This window comes from Leptospira harrisiae (assembly GCF_002811945.1).
Classification (GTDB): Bacteria; Spirochaetota; Leptospiria; order Leptospirales; family Leptospiraceae; genus Leptospira_A; species Leptospira_A harrisiae.
In genome coordinates this window covers 1,251,513-1,265,690 of the sequence record NZ_NPDX01000001.1, presented here as the reverse complement: position 1 = coordinate 1,265,690, position 14,178 = coordinate 1,251,513, and the positions used below count along the sequence as shown (strand labels likewise).

Here is a 14,178-nt window from a genome sequence, read left to right as displayed (position 1 = left end):
GCAAAGATTTCTTCATTTCTCTGAAGAGGAATAAGGAAGGGTCACTTTAAATTCCACCTTAGGCAAAACAACGTCTCCCAAATGGTCGTTTATATTTTTTACAACAACGGTTCCACCAAACTTTTGTATAGTTTCTCTCACCAAAGAAAGGCCAATCCCAAAATCCAAAGATTCGTGTTTTTCATATAAATTCTTGGTGAGTCGAAAAAAAGGTTCAAAAACTAAATCTAAATATTCATTAGGGATACCAACTCCCATCTTCAAATCCCCTGCCACGGAATTTACAATAGAAACAGATAGAAACTCCTGATCCGACTGAAACATAATAAATATGGCGGATGAATCTGGAGAGAACTTCATCGCATTTACCAATAATTCTGAAAAAACTTTGCGAAACAATTCTCTGTTCCAACTGAGTTTAGTTTTTTCCGAAAACCTTTCTTCTAAATTGCCTAGTTGAATTCTTTGGTTTTTAATTTTTAATAAAGGATGCAAATCATTAACAATAGATTGAAATTCCCCTAAAAAACTTTTAGTTCCTACTACTTCCGATGCAACTCTATCAAAAATAATGTTTTCGATTTCGGAGAAAGTATCCAAAACCTTTTTCGCATAACTTGCGTTTTCTTCCAGAATCGAAAGGACTTCTTTTTGGAGAATATAATCTCCAGATTCAGTTTTTGTCATCCCTTTGATGATATCTATGATTTGAACAAGAATTCCAAAACCAGCACCTTGAGACAAACTTGCCCTTAAAATATGAAAGAGATTTTTATGTAATTCTTGAGTATCAAATTCCCCCATAGCCATAGATCGATTTTTAAAGCTATACCAATCTAATAGTTTTTCTAATGAGATAATTTTTTCTTTTTCAAAAATCGTTTTTTGATAATCCATTTCCTGTTTGGAAAGATGATACTCAATTTTTTTGGCTAACTCTTTAGGTGCAATTGGTTTGATACAATAATCTTGAACATTCTCTTTCATCACATCAATGATCGATTTACTATCTTCTTCTGAAGAAACAACGATGACGGGAATGTTTGAACTTGATTTTCGAACTTCTTGTATTAATTCTTTTCCGGTACCATCAGGCAAAACAAGATCTGTGACGATCAAATCAATGGATTTAAAACCTTCTTCCTTAAAGGTTTCCATAGCAGGCTTAATACCTGAAAAAACGACAATTTCGTAACCAAATGGCCGTAAGGAACCTGTATAAAGGAGAGCTGTTGTTGGATCATCTTCGATGATCAAAATTTTTGGTTGGTGTTTCATTCCCACGACCCTCGTCTATTTTGACGAGGGCGATGGAATGAATCTAACGAAAAGCAAGAAAGATACGGCTGTTATACTTCCCTTTCTTCGTTTTCTACTGAGGATTCGCGAGTTTTTCGCGGTTCTTGTGACTCTTTTTGCTCAGAAGCATTCGGCTGTTGAGATTCCGCTTGGTTCTGATTTTGGGAGCCACCTCGCCGGTCTCTGTGTTTCTTTCTCGGCGGACGTTTTTTGTTAGGTTCTTTTTTTCGGTTCTGTTGTCCAAACTGATGGCTATCTGGTTTTGGTCTTTGTCGTAAAGAAATTTCCCAAAAGAAAGCAGTTTGTACTGCCGATTCATTTCCTTCGGAAATTGCGACAATCTTATAAACCATAAACGCATCGTAGAAGTAGTCCTTCTTTTTGAAGAAAGAGTTTTGTCTTTCTTTTTCATCGTCGGTCACTTGGAAACGAGGTTGGCTAATAAAAATTTTGACCAAATTGTCTTGTTCTCGTTTGGGAATTCCCATTCGTTCGAAAACAGGTTGGAGACTTTCTTTGATGTTATGAGCTAGATGTCCACGGTCATTTTCATATAGATCTTTGATAAGATCATAAAAAATTAACGAGTAAAAAATCGCAGGTGTCATCTCTTCTCTTGCTGAGAGAAGTTTGTCTGTGACTGCGAGTCTCTTCCCAAGTGGTGTTTCCATAAAATGTTCACGCCACTCTGGATCTGTTTTTTTTAGTTTATCAGCTGGTTCTTTGAAAAGTACATCGAGCAAATGGTTTTCTGCAAGGCCTTCGAAAATAATCGAAGTTTTCCAAGTTCTAAACATTTTGTTGTATTCTTCCAAAAGTCTTGCTGTGGAAGATTTTTCGAGTTCCAAACGGTTCTTTTTAATTGCCAGTTTGGTTTTTTTCTCGATGTCAAGTCCAAGTAAAACTGAAAACTTAACCGCTCGTAACATTCGAACCGGGTCTTCTTTGAAGGAAATATCTGGATCACCAATGACCCTAACGATTTTCTTTTGAATGTCTTCAAATCCACCAACGTAATCCAAAATGGAATCGTTTTTAGGATCGTAAAACAATGAGTTAATGGTAAAGTCGCGTCTAGCTGCGTCTTCCTTTGCTGTACCGAAGGAATTGTCCCGTTTGATGAGATAATCGTTTTCTGCTTTGTGTTTTTCCAATCGATGTTCCGGTAATGATCGGAATGTCGATACTTCAATAATTTTACCTTTAAAAATGATATGTACAATTTTAAATCGTTTACCGATGATTCGGCAGTTATTGAAGATCCTTTTGATTTGGTTTGGAGTCGCACTTGTGACTATGTCAAAATCTTTTGGGCGTTTGCCCATAAGCAGATCTCTGACCCCTCCACCGACTAAATAGGCCTTGTAACGAAACTTGTTCAATCGATTGATGATTTTTATGGCATCTTCATCGATATTGGCCCTGCGTATGGAATGGGTTTCTCGATAGTATCTCTTTCCCTCGGGGTACATCAAAAAGGAATCGACAGAGTCGGCTTTCTTTCTGAAAAGAGAAGTGAGAAATTTAAACATATTGGATTCATCCACTTTCCCCTGAAAAATGGCTTGGGCAAGGAAAAAATTGGCTGAATAACGAACATTGGCAGAAACTTACGTCACAACCGCCTACGAAAGGCTCCAAATTGCACACTTACGTTGGCGAAAACGCGCCGAAAAGTGGATTTCCCGTAGCCGGGAAAAAGTGAGCTTTGTCCTCATCCCCAATGATGAAAAACCTTTGGCCCAAATTGAAATTTCCGTGGGGATGCTTGGATTTTTAATAGGCCTCTCCCTTTCGCTTGTCCTTCTTTCTTTTGGTCTACTAATCTATTTTTCCTTTTTCTTTGACCGAAATCTTTCGTTAGAGAAAAAAACAGAAACCCAACTGGTCTCCTTTCTCTTTTATGACCTACTTTCACAGGATTTAACCGATTCCGTGGAAGAACTAGAATCTACCACCGAATCCCTAAATCTTCTCGCCTGGGAGGAAATCCCAGAAAAGGAAATGATCACACAAGACTATTTGCTTAAAGAAGAATATCGTAAAGATGCGAGCGAATTGGATTCGAATCTTTTATTATTCCAACAAGTTGTCACCACCTACACTCAGTTTGGTGTAAGATTAGGCAACCTTGTTCCCAATTTTCAAAATGCCATTGATTATCTTTCGATGCGAGAAAGTATATTTTATTCCATGCCAAGGGGACGACCTTTAAAACCGGGTGTGGGAGTTGTAACCTCTACCTTTGGTTACCGTAGTGATCCTTTTGGAATTTTACCTGTTGGAGAATACCATTCGGGAATTGACTTTGCTGCGGGCGAAGGAACACCCATTTATGCCACGGGTCCTGGAATCATTGCAGTCGATACTGCTGTGGGTGGACTTGGAAAATCTGTTAGAATCAACCATGAAAATGGTTTTTTTACACTGTATGGACACTGCTCACTCATTTTAGTCAATCCTGGGGACCGAGTCAAACGGGGAGATAAAATTGCACTGGTTGGCCAAACGGGAAAAGCAACGGGAGCTCATGTTCACTATGAAGTGAGAATTGGTTTAGATGCACCTCTCGATCCGGAAGAATACATTAACTTAGATTAACAATTGGTTCGAACCCTTGTGTGACTGATTCAGTGACAAAGGTCGAACCAGTTCGAATTTAGATTCTTTAGATTAGAATTTTCCGATTAAATTAAAATCAACGGAATACACACCAGCTCCACCAACTACAAGTGCAATGAGAAGTCCAGTTGCAAGAATATGGAACTCATACCCTTCGCCTTTTTGGTTTCCATTCCAGTTGATAAAAAAACCGTTTTGTCTATGTGCGAGGATAGCTGCACCAATCATGATGATGGCAATGGAAGCCGCAGCAAACTTAGTGAAAAATCCCACGAGGAGTAAAACTGATCCAAAGGACTCACCTAGAATGATGAGAACTGCCAAAATTCCAGGGAATTTTAGTTGTCCTGTAAAAAATCCGTAAGTTCCTTTGAAACCGTAACCACCAAACCAACCTAGTAGTTTTTGGGCACCGTGTGGAAAAATCACAACGAAAGCTGTGATACGAAGGATGAGTGGGATGATGTCCCCTGAAGTAGAAAATAGAGTATCGAACATTTGGTTCTCCTTAAATCAATACTAGATAATTCAATATTAAACTATCTAGAGTCAAGCTATTTTTTAAGTAAATTTCCCGGTTTCTTCGGTTTTAAATTCTCCTTTCCCCTTTAAGCCTAAATTTTACCCTTTCCCCTATGTTAGATCGAATTCCGATTCCAAATCCCTTTGGCTGGGAGGGTTTGTCCACTTTCAGCCTTCTTATGATGTTGGCCTTTCTTGTTGGTTCTTACCTTCTCCCCAAGGAGTTAGAACGAAAAAAGTTGGATCCGAGCCATTCGGATTGGTTGATATTTCTTGGGATTTTAGGTACCCTGGTCGGTGCCAAAATTTTCTTTATCTTCGAAATCTGGGACCAAGTGTTTATCGATGTTCCGGGTTATGATGGAAAGTATACTTACCCACTCACACATTGGAATGGATTTCCTGGGCACCCAGGTCTTTGGTCCTCACTATTTAGCGGTGGTGGTCTCGTATTCTTTGGTGGCCTACTTTTTGGATGGCTTTTCATCACTCTTTACTTCCGACATCACAAACTAGACGTCGGAGCATATTACGATGCCGTCATTCCAGCACTTAGCATGGGTTATGCGATTGGTAGACTCGGATGTTTTGTCAGTGGTGATGGATGTTACGGTTTCGCTACTGATGCGCGGATTCCATTTTTTGTTTTTGATTTTCATGGTGCCCATCCTTCTGGCGTTCCTGTATGGAACACACCCGTTATGGAGTCAATTATGGCCTTTGGATATTTTGCCTATTTTCAATTTTGGGCTAGATACCAAAATTTTCGCAAATGGAGTATCGGTGCTCAGTTTCTTATCATCCACGGATTTGCAAGACTCATCATCGAGTTCTTAAGGGTGAATAAAGCAGTGATTCCTTTTATTGATCCTCCTACTCTTGTGAACATTCCTGATGCAAATGGAAATCCAAGTTTTCTTACTGGTTATTATTGGCATGGATTTTCTCAGTCACAGTACATCTCCATTGCCCTTATCCTTTTTGGTGTGTATCTAATGGTTTCCAAAAAACTTTGGTTAAAGGAAGAAACAAAAGTATGAACCCTTCTCCATTTTTTGAAATAGAAAAAAGAAAAAACGTGGCCATCCTTTGGCTAAACCGTCCAGAAAAAAGAAATGCCATGAATTGGCCTTTCTGGCGAGACCTTCCGGATATGGTGGATCAAATCAATGCTGACCCGCAAATTCATTGTTTTGTGATCGCTGCAAAAGGAAAATCGTTTTCCACTGGTCTTGATTTAGAAGAATTCTTCCAAGAGTTCAAACAAGTGGTGCAAGGAGAATTAGCAGATGGTCGAGAAAAACTCTACCAACTGGTTCTCACTATGCAAAAGGGAATCAATGCTGTTTACAATTCCAAAAAACCTTCCATAGCCCTTGTTCAAAAACATTGTATCGGTGGTGGACTTGATTTAGTATCTGCCTGCGACATTCGTTATGCATCAGAAGATGCAGTTTTTTCACTACGTGAATCCAAAGTAGCTATCGTGGCCGATATGGGATCTTTACAAAGACTCCCCCATCTGATTGGAAATGCTCATACGAGAGAACTGGCTTTGACTGGAAAAGATATCACAGCCGAGGAAGCTTTTCAAATGGGTCTTGTGACAAAGGTCACTAAGGATTTTGATTCCCTGATCCAAGCCGGACTTAAAACAGCGGAAGAAATTGCTGAAAACCCAACCATCGTGATCCGTGGGGTCAAGCAGGTTTTAAACCACGGAATTGGCAAAACCATCGAAGAAGGTTTGGACTACGTAGCCGTTTGGAATGCAAGTATGTTAGATTCCAAAGATTTTCGTTCTGCGATCGGTGGATTTATGGAAAGAAAACGACCAGTTTACAATCCAGAAACCCGGGTAGATTAACTAACAGTAGATGTCGAGTAACCTTTCGCTTTTTGCGCTTGAGCCAACTTTTTCTTCCACAGCCAACTTCATTAGTTTTTCGGTGAGTTGGTTTTGTGCCTGGAAAATTTCCTTCGGCAAATTGACGATCGAGTTAATAGGTGTAGATGGAACCATGATGGACCTCCTTTTACAATCTTTACTCCCTATTCTACCCATCGGTGAATCCGTTATTTCCTGAAGTAAAAAATACCGTATGAGTTCCTTTTTTTCACTGATCCGCGAAGCCAAACTTTTGGAAGAAGAAAAGGAATTCACGCGAGCTTTCAATGTATATGCAGAGAGTGAATCTCATACAAATAACGAATCGGCACTCATCAAAATCAAAGCGAAGAAAGCCTGGTGTTTGTATGCAGTGGGAAATCCCAGAGAAACAGAATCTCTGTTTCAAGATATCATTCAAAACTATCCCTCTCATCCACTAAGTATCACCGTTTACTCGCGTTATCTGATCAAATTAAAGAAATTCAAATCAGCAAAAGTTTTGCTTCAAAAAAGTATCCTACAGTTTCCATCTTATTTAGAAAACTATCTACTACTTGCTTCCCTATTAAAAGATATGGAGCGTTCCGAAGAAGCAATCGAGGTTTTAAAAAAAGCTCTTTCGCAAGATCATTTGAGTAACGGCCGTGGAATTGATAGGAAGGACATTTGGGCGGAACTTGGATCCTTATATTTTTCACGAGGTGATTTTAATTCAGCCCTTGCTTCCTTAAAAAAATCTCTGAAAATGGTAGAACCAGAAGAGTTCCTTCATTATGATCTACTTGCTCTATGTTATTTGGAAGCAGAAGATCCGGAAAATGCACTTAGTTCCATTCGAACACATATCCAGTTTTGTAAGGAAATTGATCCTGAAACACTTATCATTTTAGCAAGAGCACATTGCCGCATGGGAAAATTGGAAGAAGCCGCTAACAATCTCATCCAAGCATACTCCATCGAAGATTCTTTATACTTAAAAGCAGCTGATTTTATTGATTTTGCACCACTACTTAGGAATGGATTTTTTACTACCTTGGAGAATATAGAATGGGAAGAACCATAAAACAAGAGTTTGGTTCATTAGAAGAAGAAATTCTAAATGTAAAATTAATCCTAAATAAAGAACGTGATTATGAGCGTTCTTTATTTTTAGAAAAAGGCGAACAATCGAGAGCGATACAATCCGCACAATTGGAAGATTTAAAATTTGTTGTGGGGAACACATGGAGAGCTGAATTCCAAATTTCTCCTTCCACAAAAGCCAAGGAATGGTTAAAACCAGGAATTCCAGTCCTACTCAAAGGAAATTCTGAATCTATTTTTGGAAATATATACAAAGTTACTGATTCCCAATTGATTATCCAAGTTCGCGGAGACTATGAATGGGAAGATAGTGAGTTTCAAATTTCCAAGTGGTTCCAAGAATCCACATATGATTTGTATAACGAAATCATTTCCAAAGTTTTAGATGATAAAGATAGCCTTTCACATAAAAAACTAAATTGGATTTTGGGATTTGGTCTGGGCGATAAACCCACTCCTCCCAAACAAGGACTAACGGCAACACCGCTGGAACGTATCTTCCAAATTTCAGATTATGGGATGATATTTGGTCCACCTGGAACAGGAAAAACCACCTTACTCATGCAAGCTGTGGAAAAAATCAAATCTAGGGCTGAGTCTGTATTAACACTTTGTCCCACAAACTTCGCCTGTGATTATATCGTAGAACTTGCATTACAAAAAGGAATCCGTGTCATCAGGATGGGTAACTCTACCAAAATCAAAGAAGAAATCCTACCGTATCATATTGACAATCTCATCCAGGAGCATCCGGATCAAAAACAAATCCATAATTGGCAAACAGAGCTGAAAGCAATTCAAAAAAAAGCAAACTCTTGGAAACGAAATTTTGGCAAAGAAGAAAGAGAAGAAAGAAAAGCCCTGAAAAAAGAAGCTAAGTTTCTCCTTTCCACAATAAGGGAGGCTGAATCGAACATTCGAATGAAGTTGCTAGATAGCGCCGAACTCATTGTGTCTACGTTTTCTGGATTCGGAAATGAATTTAAGAAAGGGAGAGTTTTTGATTATGCGTTTGTGGATGAAGCGACCCAAAGTTTAGATCCTGGATGTTATCTAGCAATGTATGCGGGCAAAAAAACATTTTTCTTTGGGGACCCGAAACAACTAGGTGCTAGTTTTTCACACCCAGACCACGGAGCAGTCCATAGTTTCTTAGAAAAGGCAGTTGCACTTGATTCAGGAGAAAGAGTTTTATTTTTAGAAAAACAATTTCGGATGAAACCGGAGATTCTCGGGTTTCCCAACCAAACCTATTATGAAAGTAAAATTCTCACACACCCTGATGCACGGTGGAATGGAAACATTGATATCTCACATGTTTTAGGAAATGATCCTCCTATCCTTTGGATCGATACGGCAGGAAGTGATTCTGAAGAAGAAACAGAAGGAGAAGAACCAAGTTTTTTTAATCATACAGAAATCCAGCTTGTAGAAACTTTATTTCGATTAGGCATTCCCAAGGAACTGACAACCGTTATTTCCCCTTACAGAGGACAGGTGGAAAAACTAATCAAAGTATCTGAGGGGAGATGGTTTACCCAAACCATAGACTCCTTCCAAGGTAGAGAGTCAGAAATTGTGATCTTAAGTTTGGTTAGGTCCAACAGTGATGGAGAGGTTGGGTTTTTATTAAATCCAAAACGCCTAAATGTAGCTTTAACCCGCGCAAAATCTCACCTGATATTGATTGGGGATTCAGGAACCCTCTGCCAAACCAAAGAATTTCAAGACCTTTATGCTTATATTGAATCAGTGGGAGAAATCCGTTCTATTTATGAATTTATGGAATAAAATTCTTATCCAATTTAACTGAATGGTGATTGCGTATTGACTCAAATTCTCTAATTGTTTTCTTACATTCACATTTATAAAACAACCCACTTTGGTTCTTCTAAAGTATAAACCAAACGGAATGCCCCATCCGAACCAGGAGGAATTTCTGCGATTGGTTCAAAATCAAAATCAGTAGTTTCATCTGCGTTTTCTTTAACAGCATTTGTGACTAAAATTTCCCATGCTTTTGCTGTATCCTCACCTAACTTAGATGCTGCGTTCACTTCGGCGCCAAAAACATCTGTATCCCCAATCTTTAAAATTTTTCCATACCCAAGTCCAACACAAAGTAAAATTTGTTCTTCATCAACTCTTCCTTCATTGTATCGTTTGCATGCTTTTTGCATATGAATGGCACATTGTATGGCTTTATTGGTATTTCGAAAAAGAACCATTAGGCTATCTCCTTCGTCTTTCATTAGGATTCCATCAAACTCATCCAAAACAGGAATCAGAATCCTTTGAGATTCATAGATAGTTTGTAAAAAATGAATGATTCCAAATTTAGCAACTCCACGTGAAAAACCAGAAAGATCGGTAAACATGACACACCAAGTTTCTCCAAAAAGATCCCAAATTCGTTTGTCGATGATTTCTTGGTTGGAACCTGGATTTAAACGTTCTTCTAAAAGTTTTTCTAATCGTTCTTCGGAGGCGGAGGTAGCAATGGTGCGTTTTTGACCCATGCAAGTGAGTATAACAAGTTATAAAAGAATGTCAATGGCAATGGCTTAGTAAATGATCTCGAAAGGAATGATACAATGAATCATAAACACTACGGTCATTCATCACCTTACCCATGGCAAAGGTGGCTTCCTGGAACGTGACAATAAATTCTGCCAGTTTCATTGTGTCCGTCTTTGACTTTAAGATCTTTTTTCTTTTTGCGACATCCAAATAAATTTTTGTTTTATCAATCCAAAGTGACAAGAGTAACTTAGCTTTCTTTTGAAATTCCGGATCAATAGCAGACATTTCTTGACCCAAGTTATTCAAAGGACAACCTCTAGACACAAATTCCTCAGGCCATTCCTCAAATGTTTTTTTGAAAGTCCTAATGATTCCTTCGATAGGACTCTCAAATGATTCCAGTGGAACAATCCAACGATCCAAAATTCCTTTAGATAAAAACTCATCAATGATGGCATAACCAACATGGTTTTTCGTGGGAAAGTGGTAAAAAAAAGCACCTATGGTTAAATTTGCTTTTTGCGCAATTTCACGAACGCCCACTCCCTGAAATCCATTTTGGTAAATCAGAACAAAGGCAGATTCAATGATTAGTTTACGAGTTTCCTCTTGTTTACCCATTTCTCAATTGGATTCCTCTGCACCAGAAAACGGCACTAACTTCCGAAGAGAAGATTCTTTTGGTTCAAATCCAAACAAGGAATGCAAACTAAACAACTCCTCTTTTACGAATTTTAATGATGATAATTTCTATTGACAACATATCAGTTGATATGTTTTTCTAGCTAGATAAATTTTTTGATAGGTGATTTTATGAACGAAGTAAACCAATCCCCAACTTATCTTTGGGTGGGACGAATTCTAAGTGGACTAGTGATCGCATTTTTACTGTTTGATGCGGGAGGAAAATTAGCAAAAATTGAACCGGTATTAAAAAGTATGGAGGAACTGGGTCTTCCAGCATCCAGTGCCACTACCATCGGGATTCTCCTTCTCGTGATTACAGTGATGTATGCCATTCCGCAAACGGCAACACTCGGTGCTCTTCTACTCACTGGGTATTTAGGTGGTGCGGTTGCCATTCACGTACGTGTGAATAACCCACTTTGGACTCACACTCTTTTTCCAGTGTATGTGGGGATTCTTCTTTGGACGGGACTGGCCTTACGAAATCCAAAAATTAAAGAACTATTTTGAATTTGATCTTAACATAAAAAAAAGACCCTTGGTTTCCCTTGGGTCTTTTCTAAAAAAGAAAGTTCAGCGGAATTTTCTCCAACCGAACTCGCCTTCACAAATTTCTTAGTTTTGTTTTAACATGTTTTTGTTTGTGTAAGGAACTTCTTCCAAACCTTTCGTCAGGTCAGAAAGTGGAATCTTGTCTTTAGGAAGATCTTTTAAGTTACTATATTCATAGGATCTAGGATAGTGCGATTTATCTGCTGGATCGTAAAATGGTTTTGAATCCTTTACGAGTCCTTTTGAATATCTCCAAACACTATTTTCTGGATTTTGGTTCACAACAAAACATCGAGGGCTCATAAAACCTTCATTTTTTGCAGTTTGCACTTTTACAAAATACTTAGGTGCCCAAACGTTGTGGTTACGAGCATCAAATACTTTAACAACTGTTCCAGCAGGAACAAATTCCACTACTTTAGAGTTAGAATCTGCTTCTGAATACAAAGGAACTGTAAAATCCAAACTTGCTTTGTTTGTTTTGGCATCACAATTTTTATGCCAAACCACTTCTGCGTTTTTAGCACAAGCTGTGAAACTTGCACAAGCGATCATGAGTAATACAATTTTGTTTTTCAATTCCATTCTCCTATTGGTGGTGGTGGAGGCATTCATCCAAACGAGGATCCCCAACCGGAACTAAGCTGTGTTTTTCCAACTTTTTGAAGATAAAGAAACCGAAAATCCCTACTACACCCACAGTTCCGCCGAATGCTAAAACAAAGTGAAGGAAAGAGAATTTTTCGAAATTTGCAGGGAATACCAACCAAAAAAGTTCAAAGAACTGAACAGCAAGAATCCATGCAGATAATTTCCATAGGAAATCAATGTCTCTTTTATTAGGACGGTTGAGGAGAAGAAGGAAGGGAATCACGAACTTCACAAATGGAAGTGCGAGAGTTGTATAACCCCATCCACCAGTCATACGCATTTCGTAAAAGAATGTTTCTTCTGGGATGTTTGCATACCAAATGAGCATAAACTGTGAGAAACCCACATAAGCCCAAAAAGTAGTCATACCCAAAAGGAATTTTGCAATGTCATGGTAGTGGTTTTCATTCACCGCTTCGCCAAGATATCCGTTTTTCTTGAGGATTGCAATTACAATCAAATAAGAAGCAAGGGAAGTTTGGAAAGCACCCGCAAATGCATATACACCAAACATTGTAGAAAACCAGTGAGGAGAAAGAGACATGAGAAGGTCAAACGCCATAAAACACCAAGAAAGTGCAAAGAAAAGGATGAATCCTCCCGAGATCTTTGCCAATGTTTTAGTTGTATCAACAACCTTATCTTTGTCCTGACCTACTGACTTTCCATGAAAGATGTAAGCAAAAATAGTCCAAACACCAATGAAAGCCACACATCGAATGATGAAAGCCGTTGGGTTTAGGTAACCTGATTTGTGGTGGATGAGGTGGTCGTTTTCACGGACACTCGCATCGGCCCATTCATAAAGGTCATGCATTCCAAAGATCACACCCACTAGCAAAAGTCCTGCAATGGGAGTGAAAAGTCCGTATGTTTCAAAAAGTCTTCTAACTGTGACAGACCAATGAGAACCGGTTAAATGTTGGATTGCTGTAAAAAAGATTCCTGTGATGGCAAGGCCCACAACAAAGTAAGTTCCAATGAGTAAAACATGGTAACCTAAGTTTGTATGATGGAAATGACCTGCTTCGTCCATATGACGAGATGTTTCATGACCAAATCCGAGGAAGGCGATGAGAAAACTCACCACTCCCACTCCGATCATAGCAATGAGGGCATTACGAAGGTTCACTGGCAGTTTGAACTGCAGTAATTTTTCGTCTAGTTTAGCTGCTTTTGTCGCGCTCATAGTTTCCCCTAGTTCGCCTTTTTATTTTGAACTTCATATTCTTGAAGTTTTCGAATGTAAGCAATAAGCTTCCATCTGTCTTCTGGTTCGATTTGGTAAGCATAACTTCCCATTCGACCTCGACCCATTGTGATGATATGATAAATCTGCCCATCAGTCCAACCCTTCACATTGTCAGAGACAAGTGCAGGAACAGGACCTTCGAATCTTGGCGCAAAACCTACCACAGTTCCATTTCCTAATCCCCTTACTCCGTGGCAAGGTGTGCAATAGGTTTGGTAACGTTTTTCACCGATCATTAAATCACCTAAGTTTGCTTTGGCGATTGGATTTTTTAATCCTTTGTCAGGTCCAGTGAGTGTGTCAGGAGTTGCCTCTGCTGCATAAGGGTATGGAAAATATCCTACTGGAATGGCACCTTTCGGTGGAATCCGAGAAGCAGATCCATTGGCCGCAAAAGAATCAGCTTCTTGCGACTCACGTGCAGGAGAATCATACATACTAGGAAAGTATTCATAAACGGGAGTTTTGTAATCGCAATTCGCAAGAACAAGGAGTCCCGCGAGTGCTAAAACTCTAAAGATGTTTTGTTTCATTTTTGGTTCTCCGGTTTTACCACGGTTACTTCTGATCCACCAAGGCCTTTTACGAAAGAAACTACTTCTGATTCGTTATAACCTTTAGCAGATTTTGGAATCCAAAGTCCGAATCTGTGAGATGTCAAATCCGGGTGAAGGATTCTTCGGGTTGCTTTGGGAATACCGCTTAAAAAACATAAGGCAGCTACAGTGTAAATCCCCGCAGAAAATACTGTTAATTCAAAGATGATTGGCACATAAGCAAACCATGCATTGAGAGATTTTCCAGAGATATTGAGAGGCCAGTCATATGCATGTGTGAGGTACTGGAATGAGATCCCAATGGCACATCCAAAAATCCCTGCAAAGAAAGTGATCCAAGGGAGTCCAGATCTTGGAGTTCCCATCGCTTCATCGATCCCGTGAACAGGATAAGGAAGGATACAATCAAATCCTTTGTAGTCTTTTTCTTTGGCTTTTTCAGCCGCATGCATGATTGCTTCGGGAGTCTCGAAAATTCCGAGAACTCCTTCATCCATTTCTTTGTATTTGTGAAACTGTTCTAATTTTGGAAGATACAT

General features: G+C 39.0%; 16 protein-coding genes. 6 read left to right on the top strand and 10 right to left on the bottom strand.

The annotated features are described in order from the left end of the window. Positions 1 to 12 precede the first annotated feature (12 nt). Positions 13 to 1,278, bottom strand: coding sequence for a hybrid sensor histidine kinase/response regulator (locus CH364_RS05795; protein ID WP_100742605.1), 1,266 nt, complete (start codon positions 1,276 to 1,278; stop codon positions 13 to 15). Between the two features lie 71 nt (positions 1,279 to 1,349). Then, on the bottom strand, positions 1,350 to 2,831 hold the full coding sequence (gene pcnB / locus CH364_RS05790; protein ID WP_100742604.1) for a polynucleotide adenylyltransferase PcnB: 1,482 nt from the start codon (positions 2,829 to 2,831) through the stop codon (positions 1,350 to 1,352). Positions 2,832 to 2,898: 67 nt separating this feature from the next. Between pcnB and CH364_RS05785 the strand changes: the two genes are divergently transcribed. After that, positions 2,899 to 3,900 carry a M23 family metallopeptidase gene (locus tag CH364_RS05785; protein ID WP_100742603.1) on the top strand — a complete coding sequence of 334 codons (1,002 nt, stop codon included), beginning with the start codon at positions 2,899 to 2,901 and terminating at the stop codon, positions 3,898 to 3,900. A 72-nt stretch (positions 3,901 to 3,972) separates the two neighbouring features. On the opposite strand, the gene CH364_RS05780 is transcribed toward CH364_RS05785, so the two are convergent. Next, the gene (locus CH364_RS05780; RefSeq protein ID WP_100742602.1) at positions 3,973 to 4,419 is read right to left on the bottom strand and encodes a DoxX family protein; all 447 of its coding nucleotides are present in this window, start codon (positions 4,417 to 4,419) and stop codon (positions 3,973 to 3,975) included. Between the two features lie 137 nt (positions 4,420 to 4,556). On the opposite strand from CH364_RS05780, the gene CH364_RS05775 reads away from it, so the two are divergent. Both CH364_RS05775 and CH364_RS05770 read left to right on the top strand, forming a co-directional pair. Beyond that, positions 4,557 to 5,483, top strand: a complete 927-nt coding sequence (locus CH364_RS05775; RefSeq protein WP_100742601.1) for a prolipoprotein diacylglyceryl transferase — start codon at positions 4,557 to 4,559, stop codon at positions 5,481 to 5,483. After that, complete coding sequence (locus CH364_RS05770) at positions 5,480 to 6,310, top strand: crotonase/enoyl-CoA hydratase family protein (RefSeq protein WP_100742600.1); 831 nt, start codon at positions 5,480 to 5,482, stop codon at positions 6,308 to 6,310. Before CH364_RS05775 ends, CH364_RS05770 begins: the two co-directional genes overlap by 4 nt. On the opposite strand, the gene CH364_RS18685 is transcribed toward CH364_RS05770, so the two are convergent. Then, complete coding sequence (locus tag CH364_RS18685; RefSeq protein WP_165779482.1) at positions 6,311 to 6,466, bottom strand: hypothetical protein; 156 nt, start codon at positions 6,464 to 6,466, stop codon at positions 6,311 to 6,313. A 79-nt stretch (positions 6,467 to 6,545) separates the two neighbouring features. Here CH364_RS18685 and CH364_RS05765 point away from each other — a divergent pair, with 79 nt between their 5' ends. Next, the gene (locus tag CH364_RS05765) at positions 6,546 to 7,397 is read left to right on the top strand and encodes a tetratricopeptide repeat protein (RefSeq protein WP_100742599.1); all 852 of its coding nucleotides are present in this window, start codon (positions 6,546 to 6,548) and stop codon (positions 7,395 to 7,397) included. Beyond that, a complete protein-coding gene (locus CH364_RS05760; protein ID WP_100742598.1) occupies positions 7,382 to 9,208 on the top strand; it encodes an AAA domain-containing protein in 1,827 nt (608 codons plus the stop codon). The genes CH364_RS05765 and CH364_RS05760 overlap by 16 nt, the downstream gene beginning before the upstream one ends. A 74-nt stretch (positions 9,209 to 9,282) precedes the next feature. Here CH364_RS05760 and CH364_RS05755 read toward each other — a convergent pair whose 3' ends face one another. Together CH364_RS05755 and CH364_RS05750 are read right to left on the bottom strand one after the other, a co-directional pair. Further along, on the bottom strand, positions 9,283 to 9,936 hold the full coding sequence (locus CH364_RS05755; RefSeq protein WP_100742597.1) for an adenylate/guanylate cyclase domain-containing protein: 654 nt from the start codon (positions 9,934 to 9,936) through the stop codon (positions 9,283 to 9,285). 31 nt (positions 9,937 to 9,967) lie between these two features. Beyond that, on the bottom strand, positions 9,968 to 10,561 hold the full coding sequence (locus CH364_RS05750) for a TetR/AcrR family transcriptional regulator (RefSeq protein ID WP_100742596.1): 594 nt from the start codon (positions 10,559 to 10,561) through the stop codon (positions 9,968 to 9,970). A 192-nt stretch (positions 10,562 to 10,753) separates the two neighbouring features. Between CH364_RS05750 and CH364_RS05745 the strand changes: the two genes are divergently transcribed. Further along, positions 10,754 to 11,137 (top strand): DoxX family protein, encoded by a 384-nt coding sequence (locus tag CH364_RS05745; RefSeq protein WP_100787838.1) that lies wholly within the window; start codon positions 10,754 to 10,756, stop codon positions 11,135 to 11,137. Between the two features lie 105 nt (positions 11,138 to 11,242). On the opposite strand, the gene CH364_RS05740 is transcribed toward CH364_RS05745, so the two are convergent. Genes CH364_RS05740 through CH364_RS05725 form a run of 4 tightly spaced genes read right to left on the bottom strand, consistent with a single transcriptional unit; the run spans position 11,243 to position 14,178 of the window. Beyond that, on the bottom strand, positions 11,243 to 11,758 hold the full coding sequence (locus tag CH364_RS05740) for an Lsa16 family lipoprotein adhesin (RefSeq protein ID WP_100743434.1): 516 nt from the start codon (positions 11,756 to 11,758) through the stop codon (positions 11,243 to 11,245). A 10-nt stretch (positions 11,759 to 11,768) separates the two neighbouring features. Then, the gene (locus tag CH364_RS05735; protein WP_100742594.1) at positions 11,769 to 13,019 is read right to left on the bottom strand and encodes a hypothetical protein; all 1,251 of its coding nucleotides are present in this window, start codon (positions 13,017 to 13,019) and stop codon (positions 11,769 to 11,771) included. An 8-nt stretch (positions 13,020 to 13,027) separates the two neighbouring features. After that, the gene (locus CH364_RS05730; RefSeq protein ID WP_100742593.1) at positions 13,028 to 13,615 is read right to left on the bottom strand and encodes a c-type cytochrome; all 588 of its coding nucleotides are present in this window, start codon (positions 13,613 to 13,615) and stop codon (positions 13,028 to 13,030) included. Next, the gene (locus CH364_RS05725; RefSeq protein WP_100742592.1) at positions 13,612 to 14,178 is read right to left on the bottom strand and encodes a DUF3341 domain-containing protein; all 567 of its coding nucleotides are present in this window, start codon (positions 14,176 to 14,178) and stop codon (positions 13,612 to 13,614) included. Before CH364_RS05725 ends, CH364_RS05730 begins: the two co-directional genes overlap by 4 nt.